Here is a 16068-nt window from a genome sequence, read left to right on the forward strand (position 1 = left end):
TGAGTGAGAAACAGGGTTCTAACCCTGTTTCTCACTCACGACTGTGGCGGTCAGGAGAGCGTGCCGAGCCAGGTGTCCACGGCCTTCGCGGTCGTCTCGGCGTCCGCGTCGACCAGGCTGAAGTGGTCGCCCGGCACCGTGAGCTCCGTGTCCGCGCGGTGCCAGGTCGATCGCCACTCGTCGCCGGACGCCGGGGAACCGCCGGTCGTGAAGCGGTGTTCGGGCCGCACCAGGACCGTCGGGGCCGTCACCTCGCCCAGGACCGCCGACTCCAGCAGGTCCAGGTAGTGCGCCATCGCCGTCAGCTTGTCCCGCTCGAACGGGCCGTACTGTTCCTCGCGTTCGAGCATGCCCGTGGCCATGTCCGCCACCGTGCCCGCGGTGGCGTCGCCGCCACCGTCCATCTCGTAGGTGTCGAGCAGGACCACGGCCGCCGGGGCCAGGCCGGACTTCTCGAGCCGCGCCGCCAGTGCGTAGGCCAGCACCCCGCCGGACGAGTAGCCGAGCAGCGCGAACGGTGCGTCACCCGCTCCGAGCCGGACGCTCTCCTCGAGTACCTCCAGCAGCGCGTCGAAGTCGGCGGGCACCGGGTCGCCGGTGCGGAAGCCCGGCGTCGGCAGCGCGGAAACCGCACGCCTGCCCCGCAAACGGGCCGCGAGCTTCGCGTACTGGTACTCCCCGCCCAATGCCGCGGGCGACGGGACGGCCACCAGCCGCGGGCCGTCCGGGCCGTCGGCGAGGTCCAACGGCCGGGGCACCGCCCCGAGGTCGGCGACACCACCGAACTTGGGCCGCAGGTTCGCCGCGGCACCCAGCAGGGCGATGCCGTTCTCCACCTGGCCACCGCGGACCGCTTCGAGGAACAGCGCCTTCACCGGGTCGCCGGCCGTCGCCGCCGGAGCCGCGGTGGTCAGCAGGTCCAGCAGGTGCACGGCCAGCGCGGCCGGGGTCCCCAGGTCGAACACCGCCGAAGCGCCCAGGCTCGCCCCGGTCGCGTCCGTGATCCGGTTCCGCAGCTTCAGCGCCGTCAGCGAGTCGAAGCCGAACTCCAGGAAGTGCGCGTCCGGATCGATCGCGTCCGCGCCGGCGTACCCGAGCAGTCCGGCGGCCTCGGCGAGAACGAATCGCCGCAGCCCCTCTTCGGTCAGCTCGACGTCGGCCTTCCCGCCGGTCTCGGGTCGCGGCGCGGGCAGCTCGTGGTCCCCGATCGCGTGACGGGCCTCCATGTCGACGGCGGGCCAGTAGCGCGTGCGGTGGAAGGCGTAGCCGGGCAGCGGCACGGCCTTCGCGGCGCGCCCGGCGAACATGCGCGTCACGTCGAGCCCGGCACCGTCCACGAACAGCCGTCCGGCGGCCAGCAGCACGGAGCGCACGTCGGGCCGCACCGGCACGACGTCGCCGGCCGGCGGCCGGATCGCGCCCAGGTCCAGCGTGCGCGCCGCCTCGATCGCCGGGACCGTGCCGCGGCCGGCCCAATGGCCCGGGTCGCGGAAATCACCGGTGGACGCGAAGGGAACCCGGGGTTCGTCGTAGGTCAGCTCCCCCGCGATCTCCGCCAGCTCTTCGCAGGAGTCCTCGTCGAGAGGCCCCTCCGCCAGCAGCAGGCCACGGTGGGCGGCCAGCTTCACGGCGTCCGCCAGTGACAGCACGCCGGCCAGGTGCGCGGCGGCGATCTCGCCGACGGACTCGCCGGCCAGCACGCCGGGCCGCTGGCCCCACCCCTCGAACAGCCGGGCCAGCGCGACGCCGAGCGTGAACACCGCGGCCTGGCCGAACTCCGGGCGGTCGAGCAGCTGGGCGGCCGCCGAGCCCGCGTCGGCGAACATCACCTCGCGCAACGACCGGCCGAGGTGGGTGCCGAACCCGTCCGCCACCCGGTCGAATTCGCGAGCGAACGCGGGAAAGGCCGCGTACAGCTCGGAGCCCATCCCGGCGTGCTGCGTACCGTCGCCGGGGAGCAGGAAAGCGGTGGTGCCACCGGACCGCGCCCGGCCCACCACGTCCAATGTGGACAAAGCGGCGCGCACCCCGGCGAGGTCGGCGCCGACGATCGCGGCGCGGTGCGGGAACAGCGGACGGCGGTTCGCCAGCGAGTGGGCGACGTCCAGCAGGTCCACCCCGGAGTCGAGCCGCGCGAGCAACGCGCGTGCCTGGTCGGGCAGGGCCGCGGCGGTCCGGGCCGAAAGGACCAGGGGCGGCAGCACGCCGCCGGCGTCCTCGGCCGGTTCGCTCGCGACGACCTCGACGGCCGGAGCCTGCTCGAGGATCACGTGCGCGTTGGTGCCGCTGTAGCCGAAGGCCGACACGGCCGCGCGGCGCGGGCGGGAGACCTCGGGCCACGGCTGCGCCTCGTCGAGCAGCCGGACGGTCCCGGCCGACCAGTCGACCTCGGCCGTCGGCTCGGTGGCGTGCAGCGTGGCGGGCAGCAGACCGTGGCGCATCGCCTGCACCATCTTGATCACGCCGGCGACGCCGGCCGCGGCCTGGGTGTGGCCGATGTTGGACTTCACCGAGCCGAGCCACAGCGGGCGGCCGGCCGGCCGCTGCTTGCCGTAGGTGGCCAGCAGCGCGCCGGTCTCGATCCGGTCGCCCAGCGGGGTGCTGGCGCCGTGGCCCTCGACGGCGTCGACGTCGGACGGTTCGAGCCCGGCGGTCGCCAGCGCGCGGCGGATCAGCCGTTCCTGGGCCGCCCCGCTCGGCGCGGTGAGGCCGTTGGACGCGCCGTCGGCGTTGACCGCGCTGGACCGGACGACCGCGAGCACCTCGTGACCGTTGCGGCGCGCGTCGGACAGCCGCTCCACCACCAGGACGCCGACGCCTTCGCCCCAGCCGAAGCCGTCGGCCGCGGCGGAGTACGGCTTGCAGCGGCCGTCGCGGGCCACCGCACCGTCCACGAACTGCGCGAACGGCGCGGGCGAGACGAGCGCGGACACGCCGGCGACCAAGGCCAGCGAGCAGTCCCCGCCGCGCAGCGCCTGCGCGGCCTGGTGCAAGGCGACCAGCGACGACGAGCACGCGGTGTCCACCGAGACGGCCGGTCCCTCGAAGCCGAACGCGTAGGCGACGCGGCCGGAGACCACGCTGCTCAGCGCACCCGACCCGCGGTAGAGCCCGCCGCCGTGGGCCAGCGCGTCACCCGGGTCGTAGTCGGACTGCATCACGCCGGCGAACACGCCGGTGACGCTGCCCTTCAGCGACAGCGGATCCACGCCGGCGTTCTCGAGCGCGACCCAGGAGGATTCGAGCAGCAGCCGCTGCTGCGGGTCCATCATCACGGCCTCGTTGGGGCTGATGCCGAAGAACGCGGCGTCGAAGTCGGTGGCGTCGTGGACGAACCCGCCCCGCGGGGTGCCGCCGTCCGGCGCGACCTGGGGCAGCCAGTGGTCCATGTCCCAGGCGCGGTCTTCGGGGAAGTCGGTGATGCCGTCGCCGCCCGCGGCGACCAGCCGCCACAGCGCCTCCGGGCTGTCGGCACCGCCGGGGAACCGGCAGGCCATGCCGACGATCGCGATCGGCTCGTCGGTGCCCGCGGCCGCGGTGATTTCCTCGGGTTCTCCCGCGTCACCGAGCTCGCCCAGCAGCGACTCGTGCAGGTGTGCCGCGAGGTCGCCGGCGGTCGGGTGGTCGAAGACGAGCGTCGCGGTCAGGGTCAGGCCGGTGGCCTCGTTGAGCGCGTTGCGCAGCTCGACCGCGGTCAGCGAGTCGAACCCGAGGTCCTTGAACGCGCGGTCGGCGTCGACCAGGTCGGCCGAGCCGTGGCCGAGCACCGCGGCCGCGTGCCGCACCACCAGGTCGAGCAGGTGGCCGAGGCGCTTCTCCGAGGGCAGCCGGATCAGCTTGCCCAGCAACGAATCCGCGCCGGCCTCGCGGTCGGACACCGTCCGCCGGGACGCCGGGACCAGGCCGCGCAGCAGGTCGGGAATCCCGCCGCCCGCGTCGCGCAGGGCGGGCAGGTCGAGCTTGATCGGGACGTACAGGTCGCCCGCCGCGCCGACCGCGGCGTCGAACAGTGCCAGGCCTTCGTCGACGCCGAAGGCGCCGAGGCCGCGCTTGCCGTTCGTTTCGCCGGCCATGCCGGCCGACGACTCCCACATACCCCACGCCAGCGAGTGCGCCGGCTTGCCCTCGGCGCGGCGCACCGCGCTGAGCGCGTCGAGGAAGGCGTTGGCGGCGGCGTAGTTGGCCTGGCCCGGCGCGCCCAGCACACCGGCGGCCGAGGAGAACGTGACGAACGCCGTGAGGTCGCCGGCCAGCTCGTGCAGGTGCCAGGCGGCGAGGGCCTTCGGGTCGAAGACGCCGTCGATGCGCTCGGGCGTCATGGAAGCGAGGACGCCGTCGTCGAGCACACCGGCCGCGTGCACGACCGAGTTCACCGGGTACCTCTTCAGCAGGGCCCGGACCTTCGCGCGGTTCGCGAGGTCGGCGGCCACGACGGTCGCCTCGGCACCCAGCTCGGCCAGCTCGGCCACGAGTTCCGGCGCGCCGGCGGCCTCCGGTCCCCGGCGGCTCACCAGCACGAGGTTCTTGACGCCGTGCTGCCGCGCGAGGTGCTTCGCGACGAGCTTGCCCAGCGCGCCGGTACCCCCGGTGATGAGCACGGTCCCCCAGTCCGGTGTCTCCCCGGCCTCGGGGGTGGCGCGGGCCAGGCGCGGGACCGCGGCTTCGGTGTCCGTGACGCGCACGGTCGTCTCGTCGGCGACGGCGATCGCGGCGAGCTGCTCCGGCGTCGCGGCCCCTTCGACGAGCACGATCCGGCCCGGGTTCTCGACCTGGGCCGAGCGGACGAGCCCGGCGACGGCGGCGCCGGCCAGGTCGCCGTGGGTCACCACGAGCAGGCGGCCGTCGGCTTCCTGAACCGTGGACAGTGCACTGTGGATGGCCTTCTTCACCGCGGCCACCGTCGTGCCCGGCTTGACCTCGTACACCGTGAAGTCCGGTGCTTCGGAGACCTCCGGCAGGGTCGTGGGGACCCAGTCGACGCGGTAGAGGGAGTCGCTGCCGCCGGGTTTCGCGCGGGCCGCGGCGAGCTGTTCCTCGCTGATCCGGCGCAGCCGCAGCTGCCCGACGCGGGCGACCGGCGTCCCGGCCGAGTCGGCCAGGCGCAGCTCGACCGTCTGCTCGCCGGTCGGGCGGACGTGCACCCGCAGCGCGGCCGCGCCCGCGGCCAGCAGCTCGACGTCGGACCACGAGTACGGCAGCGTGGTGCCCTCGCCCGCGGCGCCGCTCAGGCCGACGGCGTGCAGTGAGGCGTCGAAGACCGCGGGGTGCAGGCCGAACGCTTCGGCGCCGAGGCGCTCCTGCTCGGGCAGGGCGACTTCGGCGAAGATGTCGTCGCCGGAGCGCCAGGCCGCGCGCAGGCCCTGGAAGACCGGGCCGTAGGCCATGCCGCCTTCGGCCAGCAGGTCGTACATGCCGTCGAGGTCGACGACTTCGGCGCCGGCGGGCGGCCACGCGCTGAGGTCGAACGTGGTGCCGGCCGTGGCGGGCGCGAGGGTGCCGTCGGCGTGCCGGATCCAGCCGGCGGACGCGGCCAGGTCGTCCGGTCGCGAGTGGACGCTGATCGGGCGGGACCCGTCGGCGGCGGGCTTGCCGATCCGCACCTGGATCCGCGCGGCGCCCTTCGCGGGCAGCACCAGCGGGGCGTGCAGCGTCAGGTCGCGGACGCGGCCGCAGCCGACCTCGTCGCCGGCGCGGACGGCCAGCTCGACGAAAGCCGTGCCGGGCAACAGGATCGCGCCGCCGACGACGTGGTCGTCGAGCCACGGGTGGGTGGCGGCGGAGATCCGGCCGGACAGCACCACTCCGTCGGCGTCGGCCAGCAGGGTGGCCGCGCCGAGCAGGGGGTGGTCGACCGGGTCGAGCCCGATCGAGGAGACGTCACCGGACTCGGACGACACCTCCAGCCAGTACCGCTGGTTCTGGAAGGCGTAGGTCGGCAGGTCCGCGCGGCCCGCGCCGCGGGAGGCGAAGTGCGCGGCCCAGTCGCAAACGACACCACGGACGTGCAGGGTCGCGAGCGCGGTGGCGAGCGCGACGTCCTCGGGGACGTCCCGGCGTTGGCTCGCGACGGCGACCGCGGTGTCGGCGGACTGCGGGACGGCCGCGGTCAGCGGCGCGTCCGGGCCCAGCTCCAGGAACCGGTTGACGCCTTCGGCCGCCAGCGCGCGCACGGCGTCGGCGAACCGGACCGGCTGCCGGACGTTGCGCACCCAGTACTCGGGGTCGGTCAGCTCGGCGGAGACCTCGCCGCCGGTGACGCTCGAGACGACGGTCAGCTCGGGCTGCGCGTAGGTCAGGCTCTTCGCCACGGCGCGGAACTCGACGAGCATCGGCTCCATGAGCCGCGAGTGGAACGCGTGCGAGACTTTCAGCCGGGTGGTCCGGCGGCCCGCGTCGACGAACTTGTCACCGACCGCGATGACCGCGTCTTCGGCGCCGGAGATGACCACCGAGCGCGGGCCGTTGACGGCGGCGACGTCGACCGTCCCTTGTGGATCGTAGGTGGCCACCTCGTCAGGAGTTCCTTCGACGGCGACCATCGCACCACCGGCGGGCAGCGCCTGCATGAGCCGTCCGCGGGCGGCGACCAGCTTCGCGGCGTCGGCGAGGGACAGCACGCCGGCGCAGTGCGCCGCGGCGAGTTCGCCGATGGAGTGGCCGCAGACGGCGTCCGGGACCAGGCCCCACGACTCGACGAGCCGGAACAGCGCGACCTCGAAGGCGAACAGGGCGGCTTGGGTGTTCCCGGTCTGGGACAGGGCTTCCGCGTCGGTGTCGATCACTTCGCGGATCGGGCGGCCGAGGTGCTTGTCCAGCTCGGCGCAGGTCTCGGCGTACGCCTGGGCGAACGCCGGGAACTCCGCCAGCTCGCGGCCCATGCCGGGACGCTGGGAACCCTGTCCGGAGAACAGGAACGCGGTGTTCGTCTCGCCGCGGGCGACGCCGGTCAGCGCGCCGGGCTCGCCGTCGGCGAATCCGCGCAGCGCGGCGAGCAGTTCGTCCCGATCGCTCGCCACGACGGCGGCGCGGTGGTCGAGGTGCGTGCGCCCCGCGGCCAGCGTGCGGGCGACGTCGAGCAGTGCGGCGGGGTTGCCGTCGAGGGCCGTGAGCAGCCGCTCGGCCTGCGCCCGCAATGCCTGCGGCGTCCGGCCGGAGAGCACGAACGGGATCGCGGCGTCGTCGCGCGGTGTCTCCTCGGCTTCCTCCGGGTCAGGGGCTTCCTCGAGGACGACGTGGGCGTTGGTGCCGCTCAGGCCGAAGCACGAGACGGCGCCGCGGCGCGGGTGGCCGTTGCGCTCCCAGGGGCGACGTTCGGTGAGCAGCTCGACCTGCCCGGCGCTCCAGTCGACCTGCCGGGTCGGCTGGTCGACGTGCAACGTCTGCGGCAGCACGCCGTTGTTGAGCGCCAGCACGATCTTCAGCACGCCGGCGACACCGGACGCGGCCTGCGTGTGGCCGACGTTGGACTTCACCGAACCCAGCCACAGCGGCGAGTTCTCGGGACGCCCTTGGCCGTAGGTGGCGAGCAGCGCGCCCGCCTCGATCGGGTCGCCGAGCTTGGTCGCGGTGCCGTGCGCCTCGACGACGTCGACCTCGTCGGGGCTGACGCGGGCGTTGGCGAGCGCCTGGCGGATCACGCGCTGCTGCGCGGGACCGTTGGGCGCGGTCATGCCGTTGGACGCGCCGTCCTGGTTGATGGCGGTGCCGCGCACGATCGCGAGCACCGGGTGACCGTTGCGACGGGCGTCGGAAAGCTTTTCCACCAAGAGCATCCCGCAGCCCTCGGACCAGCCGGTGCCGTCGGCGGAGTCGGCGAAGGCGCGGCAGCGGGCACTGCGGGCGAGCGTGCCGTCGAGGCTGAACTCGACGAAGGTGCGCGGCGTCGACATCACCGAGACGCCGCCCGCGAGCGCGAGCGAGCATTCACCGGAGCGCAGCGCCTGAACGGCCATGTGCAGCGCGACGAGCGACGACGAGCACGCCGTGTCGATGGTGACCGCGGGCCCTTCCAAGCCGAAGGTGTAGGCGAGCCGGCCGGAGATGACGCCGGAGGACCCGTAGCTGCCCTGGTAGTTGTGGTACATCGTGCCGGCGAAGACGCCGGTGGGGCTGCCCTTCACCGAATGCGGCGCGATGCCCGCGCGTTCGAAGGCCTCCCAGGAGGTTTCGAGCAGGAGCCGCTGCTGCGGGTCCATGAGCAAGGCCTCGCGCGGGCTGATGCCGAAGAGGTCCGCGTCGAAGTCCAGGGCGTCGTGGAGGAAACCACCCTCACGCACGTAGCTCGAGCCCTCGCGCTCGCCGGACGGGTCGTAGAGCCGGTCCAGGTCCCAGCCGCGGTTCGCGGGGAACTCGCCGATCGCGTCGACGCCGCCGTCGAGGATCCGCCAGAGCTCTTCCGGGGTCGTGGCGCCGCCCGGGAACCGGCAGGCCATGCCGATGATCGCGATCGGTTCCCGCGCGGCTTCGGTCAGCCGCCGGTTCTTGTCGCGCAGCCGTTCGCTCTCCTTGAGGGAGGCACGGAGCGCACCGACCAGCTTGTCTTCGGAGTTGCCCACGAGTCCTCTTTCCTTCCACGTCGCCTGCGCTGGAACGGGGAATCGCGCGCCCCCACAGCAATGCGACTGACGATACGAGCGCGCCGCGGGCGCACCCACCCCTAATGGCCCCGGACAACGCGGGAATCGCGCCCCTAGGCCGCCGGTCCGCTCCCCCGCCAAGGTCCGCTTTAGACGGTCTTTAGGGGTTGTCGGTCCAGGTCGGCGGATGTCAGATTTCCCGGAGACATTCTGCTCGTGATGCCGTGCGACGGCACTTCCATCAGCACGAAGACTGGGGATCCGGTATGCACAGGAAAATTGGCAAGCTGCTGGTCGTGGGAGCGCACGGCGACGACGAAACACTCGGCGCGGGCGGCACCATCGCCCGCCTCGCCGACGAGGGCGTGACGATCTCGCTCTGCATCCTCACCAACGACGACGGCTCGCGGTCGGCCAACGGCGCCGGGGTCGTCAACCGCACCGCCGCGATCGAGCTGGCCGCGAAGACGCTGGGCATCGAACGCGTGCGCATCCACGAGTTCGGCGACAACCGCCTCGACACCGTCAGCCACCTCGAACTCAACCGCGTGGTGGAGCAGGAGGTCCGGGACTTCGAGCCCGACACGATCCTCACCACGAGCATGTGCGACCTGAGCACCGACCACGCGCTGGTCAGCCGCGCCGCCCGGGTCGCGGGCCGGCCCGGCAAGGGCAGCGTGCAGGAGGTGCGGACCTTCGAGATCCGCTCCGCCACCGACGTCGGCGAGGCGTCCGGGCTGCCGGTCACCTTCCGCCCCAACTGCTGGCAGCGCCTCGAGGAGACGCACGTCGACCGCAAGATCGAAGCGCTGCGCGCGTACGGCAAGGAACTCGAGCCCTGGCCCCACCCGCGCAGCGAGCGGGGCGTCCGCGCCCTCGCCGAGTACCGCGGCTCGCAGATCTCCACCGAATTCGCCGAAGCTTTCGAAATCGTCCGGGTCGTGCACTGACCCTCCCACCGTGCAAGAAACGGGTGAACCGCAATGACGAGTACTGTCGCTGAACACGAAATCCTGGCCGAACTGAACGAACTGACCTCCGTCGCGGTGATCGGGATGGGCTACGTCGGCCTGCCGACCGCGCTCGGCCTGCACGAGAGCGGTGTCGGCATCATCGGCATCGACCTCTCGCAGAACCGCCTCGACGCGATCCGCACCGGCGAGGTCGACTTGATCGAGGCCGACCACCGCCGGCTGGAAAAAGCCGTACACCAAGAGGACTTCCAGCTCACCGCCGACCTCGCGCGGATGGCGGAGGCCGACGCGGTGCTGGTGTGCGTGCCGACCGGGCTGGACGAGTACCTGATGCCCGACCTCCGCCCGCTGGAGAGCGCCTGCACGGCGCTGATCGCGCACGCCCGGGCCGGCCAGACGCTGATCCTCACCTCCACCAGCTACGTCGGCACCGCCGGGCGGCTGCTGGTCAAGCCGCTGGTCGCCAAGGGCTTCAAGATCGGCCGCGACATCTTCGTCGCGTCCAGCCCCGAGCGCATCGACCCCGGCAACGTCACGCACACGCAGCAGGAGACCCCGCGTGTCCTGGGCGGCGTGACGCCGATGTGCACCGCGATGGCGCAACGCGTCATCAACCTGCTGACCCCGGCGGTGCACTGCGTCAGCTCGGCGGAGGTCGCCGAACTGACGAAGCTGTACGAGAACACGTTCCGCGCGGTGAACATCGCGCTGGCCAACGAGTTCGCGGAGATCAGCGACGGCTTCTCGATCGACCCGATCGAGGTCATCGACGCCGCCGCGAGCAAGCCTTACGGCTTCATGGCCTTCCACCCCGGCCCCGGTGTCGGCGGCCACTGCATCCCGTGCGACCCGCACTACCTGCTCTGGCAGCTGCGCGCGACGCAGCACAACGCGCCGCTCGTCACGCAGGCCATGCACGCCATCGCCGAACGCCCCAAGCAGATCGTCGACCGCGTCGTCACCACCCTGTCCCGCAACGGGAAGGGTCTCGCGGGCGCTCGCGTGCTGGTGGTCGGCGTGACGTACAAGCCCGGCGTCCAGGACGTCCGGTCGTCGTCCGCGTTGGACATCATCGACCTGCTGGCGGCCAAGGGCGCGAAGGTCGGCTACCACGACCCGCTGGTGCCGACCATCCGCGTCACGGGCGGCCAGCTGGACAACGTCGTCGCGCCGGACGCCGACGACTGGGACGTCGCGCTGATCCACACCGTCCAGCCCGGACACGGCTACGACTGGCTCGGCGAGTGCCCGGTCGTCATCGACGCCACCTATCGCTTCGACCCTTCGCTGTTCGCGAACTAATTCTTTCGGGGGCTCCGGGTGGCGGAGCCCTCGGCCTGGGGCGGAGCCCCAGACGACACTGAGAGGACACCCGACGTGCGTTACCTCATCACCGGCGGCGCCGGCTTCATCGGCTCCCACCTGACCGAGCACCTCCTGGAGCGCGGCCACGAGGTCGTCGCGCTCGACAACCTCAGCACCGGCACGCTCGACAACCTCGCCGGGGTCCGGGACAAGCCGGGCTTCCGCTTCGTGCGCGGCTCAGTCACCGATCCCTCGGCGGTCGAGGCGTGCATGGCCGGCATCGACGCGATCTTCCACCTCGCGGCCGCGGTCGGCGTCTTCACCATCCTCGACAAGACGATGGAGAGCCTGCGCACCAACCTCCACGGCACCGAGACCATGCTGGACGCGGCGCTGCAGCACGACGTGCCGATCCTGGTGGCGTCCACGAGCGAGATCTACGGCAAGAACACCGCCGACGGCCTCACCGAGGACGCCGACCGGATCATCGGCTCGCCGCTGAAGAACCGCTGGTCGTACGCGGAGGCCAAAGCGCTGGACGAGACGTTCGCGTACCTGTACGCGGTCGAGCACGGCCTGCGCACGGTGATCGTCCGGCCGTTCAACACGGTCGGCCCCCGCCAGACGGGCCGCTACGGCATGGTCATCCCGCGCTTCGTGAAGCAGGCGCTGGCGGGCGAACCGATCACGGTCTTCGGCGACGGCCAGCAGACGCGCTGTTTCTGCCACGTCCACGACGTCGTGCCGGCGCTGGTGGCGTTGCTGGCCGACGAAACCGCGTACAGCAAGGTGTTCAACCTCGGCAGCACCGAGCAGACGACCATCGCCCAGCTCGCCGAGCGCGTGATCTCGGCGACGGGGTCGGCCAGCACGATCGCGAAGGTGCCGTACGAGGAGGCGTACGGCGACGGGTACGAAGACATGCAGCGCCGGATCCCGGACTGCACGAAGGCGTTGGGGCAGATCGGTTTCGCGCCGACCCGCACGCTGGACGACATCATCGCGGCGGTCGTGGCGGACCAGCGCGGTTCCTGAGCCGCGTCTCCGCAAAAGCCGTGAAGGCCACCATGGATCCCATGGTGGCCTTCACGGCTTTACCGCTTTGCCGGGCCGAGCTTGCGGTACACCGTCTCCAGGAGCCCGGCTGCTTCCTCCGGCCGCACCCCCAGTGCCTCCGCGATGGCCTCGATCTCCGTCGCGTCGGCGGCCAGCTCGGCGACCCGCAGCTCGGCCGCGGTGAACAGCACGTTCACTGCCCGCCCTCGGCCTCGGCGAACTCGCCGGCCAACGCCGCCCGGCCGGCGACGCCCAGCTTGCGGTACACGCGGGTCAGGTGCTGCTCCACCGTGCTCACCGTGATGTACAGCGTCTCCGCGATCTGCCGGTTCGTCCGGCCCTCCACCGCCAGCTCGGCCACCCGGAGCTCCGCCTCGCTCAGCACGGACGCCGACGGCGACGCCGGCTCCGGGCGCGCCACCGGGCGGGGGATCGCCGGGCGGGACCGGCCCTGGCGCGGCACGTGCACCGTCTTCACCAGGCTGCCGGCGCGTTCCGCGCGCTGGCTCAGGTGGTTGATCGTGCGCATCGTCTTCGCCAGCTCCAGCCGGTCGCCGGACGCCTTGAACGCCTCCGCCGCCCGGTTCAGCAGCCCCGGGCGCGCCGCCGCGTCGCCGGCCAGGGCCAGCACCCGCAGGGCGGACCCGCGCGAGTACGCGTCGGCCGGGCCGGCCAGCGACTGCTTGGCCAGCTCGACCGCGATGGCCGTGTTGCCCAGGCCGAGGTTCGCCTCCGCGAGGTCGGCCTGCCACGGCAGGACCGCCGCGAGCTCCAGGTCCTGCTCGTGCAGGATCCGCCGGCACTGCTGCAGGTCGCTCACGGCCGCGAGGCCGCGGTTGGTCGCCAGGTGGAAGTGCCCGCGGGCCCGCAGGTACCGGACGCCGCCCAGGGTCCCCCACGCCGCGTCCGGCAGCGGGTGCCGCAGCACCGCCGCCGCGTCCTTGAACGCCCCGGCCGCGGTGTGCGCGATCAGCAGCGTGGCCAGCGGGTAGCTGATCGCGACGCCCCAGTTCGGCGCGTCCAGCGTGCCCAGTGCCCGGGTCCCGAGCTCCACGGCACCGGGGACGTCGCCCCGGCGCAGCCGCAGGCTCGCGCCGATCGCGTCGAGCATCGCCTTCCACGTGATCGCGCCGCGGTATTCGGCTTCCTCGCCGAGCGACGTGCACCAGCCTTCGGCGCGGTCGGCCTTGTCGTCGTGGGCCAGCGCCAAGATCGCCGTGGCCAGCGCTTCCAGCGAAGTGTCCGAAAGCCGGCAGTTCTGCAGGATCCGTTCCGCGCACGCCGAAGTCACGTCGGTGCCCCCGGTGCGCCACACCGAGGCCAGCGAGTTCGCCGTGTGCAGCCAGGGATCGCCCGGGTCGGCCGTCGTCGTCGAGACGCCGTAGTGCCAGTAGCCGGCGAGGATGAGCTCCGCCGAGGTGCGCGGGTCGAGCGGTTCGACGTCGTGCTCGAGCGCGGCGAACGAACGCTCGAAGGTGTCCCGGTCGCCCAGCCACAGCGACTGCCGCGCGAGCCCGATCCGGTCGGACGAGTCCAGCGAACCCGCCTCGCGCAGCGATCTCAGGTGCGGCGCGGCGGCGGCCGGGTTGACGCGCCACGTGATCTTGGCGAGCAGCTGGGAAATGGTCTGCTGTTCCCACCGCGCCGTCGAGACACACGCGGCGAGCTTCAGGCAGCGGGTGGCGAAGTCGATGTCGTCGCCGAGCATGACCTGCTCCGCCGCCGCGACCAGCACCGGCAGCGCCCAGTCGGCCTCCGCCTCGCCCGCCGCGACCAGGTGCCGCGCGACTTCGGCGGGGCTCAGCCCGCGGGCGTGCTTCACCTCGGCCGCCCGGGCGTGCAGCCGGACCTTCTCGGGTCCGCGCAGCCCGCCCACCACCGCGGCGACGGCCGACGGCCGGAACCGGACGCCCGCGACCAGGCCTGCGTCGGCGAGCCGCCCGGTGGACGCCTCGGCCTCCAGGGGGTCGACCCCGGCGACGATGGCCACGGCCTCGGTGGTGACGTCGCTGTCCAGCACCGCGATCGCGGTCGCCACCTCGCGCAGCGGCGAGCCGTAGCGGTGCAGCAGCCGCTGCACGGCTTCGGAGTACGCCGAGCCGGTGTCCGCGCTGCCGCGGTGGGCGTCGACCAGAGCCCGGACCAGCAGCGGGTTCCCGGCGCTCAGCTCGTGGATCCGCTCGGGCAGCCCGTCGCCTTGCACCAGCTCGGCGATGGCCTGGACCGACAGCGGCGTCAGCTCGACGTGCCGGTGCGGCAGCGAGGTGAACGGCGAATCCGCGTACGACCCGTCGGCGTGGTTCAGGACCAGCAGCAGCGCGGCGGACGGTGCCCGGCGCTGCAGGCGCAGCAAGAGCCGCGCCGAGGTCTCGTCCACGTGGTGGAGGTCGTCGACGGCCACCAGGACCGCGCGTTCGCGGGCCAGCCGGTGGATCGCGTTGCACAGCGCGGCGATCCGGTCGTCGGTGTCCCCGCCGTCCCCGCCGGCCGGGTGCCCGGTCAGCGACGGCGGCAGCAGCGGGCTCGCCAGCAGCTGGTCGAGCACGCCGCCGTCCACGTCCCGTTCGTCGGCCGCGCCGGCCGCGGTGAGCGTGACGATGCCCAGTTCCTTCGCCCGCACCACCACCTGGTGCTGCAAGTGTGTCTTCCCGCTGGCCGGTCCCCCACCGACCAGCACCGTGTCTCCTGTGCCGGCGTCGCATTCGATCAGCAGGTCCTCGAGAAAAGCCAAGGCCCTCTGCGGATTTTCGCGGCGGTTCTGCCCCCAGATCGCGCCCATCGCAAGCTCCTCGAAGCAGGCGGTTGTCTTCCTGCCCCTACGACGTTCGCAGCAGGCACCTAAGCAGGGCCAACCGCAACCTAAAGTCACCCAACGGAGTGAATCGCACACAGTTCCGGTAGGGGTTGTCAGAGCGGGGAAAGCCCCGAACACTTCGGAAACTGTGACTGCCCTGAACGAAAGAACGAGCCGGTGGATCCGGCGCTTCCACGTGGCCGACGACGCCGCCGTGCGGCTGGTCTGCCTGCCGCACGCGGGTGGGTCGGCGACGGCGTACTTCCCGTTCTCGCGCGCGGCCGCCGGCGCCGGACTGGACGCCGACGTCGTCGCCGTCCAGTACCCCGGCCGCCAGGACCGGCTCGGCGAAGCCTGTTACGACGACGTCGACGCCATGGCCGACGCGATCGCCGACGACCTCGGCCCGTGGTTCGACCGGCCGGTGGCGCTCTTCGGCCACAGCATGGGCGCGACGCTCGGCTACGAGGTCGCCCGCCGGCTCGAAGCGCGGGGCGCGCGGCCCCTGGGCCTGTTCGCGTCCGCTTGCCGGGCGCCGTCCGCCCAGCGGATCGAATACGTCCACCAGCGCGACGACGACGGCCTGATCGCGGCCATCAAGGAGCTCAGCGGCACCGACAGCGCGGTCCTGGGCGACGACGAGCTGCTGCGCATGGTGCTGCCGGCGATCCGCGGCGACTACACGGCGGTGGAGACGTACCGCCACCGCGCGGGACGCGAGCTGGCTTGCCCGATCCACGTGCTGGTGGGCGACGACGACCCGGTGACGGAGATCGCCGAAGCGGACGCCTGGCGCGCCCACACGACCGGCGAGTGCGTCGTGGAGGTGTTCCCCGGGGGGCACTTCTACCTGAACACCCAGCTGGAGGGTGTGCTGGCCAGCGTCAAGGCCCGGCTGGGTGACTGGAACCCCTAGGGGTGGGGTGGGGAAACCCCAGGCGGAGTTCAGGTGCGGACCCCATGGTCCGGGAGGCCCCGGTCCGCGAAACTGGGTACATCGAAGAAAACGACCCGCCCTCGGAGGTAGTCATGATGGCCATCCAGACCGTTCCCGGTGTCACTCAGCGGATGCTCCCCAACGGCCACCTTCAGCTGAGCTGCCGCAACACGAGCCGCCAGGTCGAGTGCGAGCCGGTGGCCGCGGCGATGTGGATCGCGCTGAAGCAGCACAACGGCGACGTCGACCGCGCCAGCGCGGTGCTGGCGGCGCTGTGGGAGACCGACGTCGAGGAGACCCGGTACGACATGATCCTGCTGGCGGGCTCGCTGTGCTCGCTGGGTCTGCTGGCCGAGGTGTGAGTCCCCGCGGCGGACGCCTGGGGGCGTTCGTCCGAGAATGTTCTCGGCTCGCGTCGAGCGCCCT

Annotated in this window: 8 protein-coding genes; 5 read left to right on the forward strand and 3 right to left on the reverse strand. The window is 72.7% G+C overall.

The window, feature by feature from the left end; all coding sequences use genetic code 11:
- Positions 1-50: 50 nt before the first annotated feature.
- On the reverse strand, positions 51-8555 hold the full coding sequence (locus AB0M59_RS52010) for an SDR family NAD(P)-dependent oxidoreductase (RefSeq protein ID WP_364631387.1): 8505 nt from the start codon (positions 8553-8555) through the stop codon (positions 51-53).
- A 287-nt stretch (positions 8556-8842) separates the two neighbouring features.
- Between AB0M59_RS52010 and AB0M59_RS52015 the strand changes: the two genes are divergently transcribed.
- The 3 genes from AB0M59_RS52015 (at position 8843) to AB0M59_RS52025 (ending at position 11890) form a co-directional block, all read left to right on the forward strand.
- A complete protein-coding gene (locus AB0M59_RS52015; RefSeq protein ID WP_364631390.1) occupies positions 8843-9526 on the forward strand; it encodes a PIG-L family deacetylase in 684 nt (227 codons plus the stop codon).
- Positions 9527-9559: 33 nt separating this feature from the next.
- Complete coding sequence (locus AB0M59_RS52020) at positions 9560-10852, forward strand: nucleotide sugar dehydrogenase (protein ID WP_364631393.1); 1293 nt, start codon at positions 9560-9562, stop codon at positions 10850-10852.
- A 75-nt stretch (positions 10853-10927) separates the two neighbouring features.
- Positions 10928-11890, forward strand: coding sequence for an NAD-dependent epimerase/dehydratase family protein (locus AB0M59_RS52025; protein WP_364631396.1), 963 nt, complete (start codon positions 10928-10930; stop codon positions 11888-11890).
- A 59-nt stretch (positions 11891-11949) separates the two neighbouring features.
- On the opposite strand, the gene AB0M59_RS52030 is transcribed toward AB0M59_RS52025, so the two are convergent.
- Together AB0M59_RS52030 and AB0M59_RS52035 are read right to left on the reverse strand one after the other, a co-directional pair.
- Positions 11950-12108 carry a hypothetical protein gene (locus tag AB0M59_RS52030; protein ID WP_364631398.1) on the reverse strand — a complete coding sequence of 53 codons (159 nt, stop codon included), beginning with the start codon at positions 12106-12108 and terminating at the stop codon, positions 11950-11952.
- Positions 12105-14690, reverse strand: coding sequence for a LuxR C-terminal-related transcriptional regulator (locus tag AB0M59_RS52035; RefSeq protein ID WP_364631401.1), 2586 nt, complete (start codon positions 14688-14690; stop codon positions 12105-12107). Before AB0M59_RS52035 ends, AB0M59_RS52030 begins: the two co-directional genes overlap by 4 nt.
- A 163-nt stretch (positions 14691-14853) precedes the next feature.
- Here AB0M59_RS52035 and AB0M59_RS52040 point away from each other — a divergent pair, with 163 nt between their 5' ends.
- Both AB0M59_RS52040 and AB0M59_RS52045 read left to right on the forward strand, forming a co-directional pair.
- Positions 14854-15621 (forward strand): alpha/beta fold hydrolase, encoded by a 768-nt coding sequence (locus tag AB0M59_RS52040; RefSeq protein ID WP_364631404.1) that lies wholly within the window; start codon positions 14854-14856, stop codon positions 15619-15621.
- Between the two features lie 113 nt (positions 15622-15734).
- Entirely contained in the window at positions 15735-16004 is a 270-nt protein-coding gene (locus AB0M59_RS52045; RefSeq protein WP_364631406.1) for a hypothetical protein, read from the forward strand.
- Positions 16005-16068: the final 64 nt, after the last annotated feature.

The organism is Amycolatopsis sp. NPDC051371, from assembly GCF_040682155.1.
Taxonomy (GTDB): Bacteria; Actinomycetota; Actinomycetes; order Mycobacteriales; family Pseudonocardiaceae; genus Amycolatopsis.

What these genes read in the sequence shown, in the direction of transcription:
- AB0M59_RS52015 (WP_364631390.1), top strand. Translation starts at nt 8,843, where the DNA reads ATGCACAGGAAAATTGGCAAGCTGCTGGTCGTGGGAGCGCACGGCGAC.
- AB0M59_RS52020 (WP_364631393.1), top strand. Translation starts at nt 9,560, where the DNA reads ATGACGAGTACTGTCGCTGAACACGAAATCCTGGCCGAACTGAACGAA.
- AB0M59_RS52035 (WP_364631401.1), bottom strand. Translation starts at nt 14,690, where the DNA reads ATGGGCGCGATCTGGGGGCAGAACCGCCGCGAAAATCCGCAGAGGGCC.
- AB0M59_RS52045 (WP_364631406.1), top strand. Translation starts at nt 15,735, where the DNA reads ATGATGGCCATCCAGACCGTTCCCGGTGTCACTCAGCGGATGCTCCCC.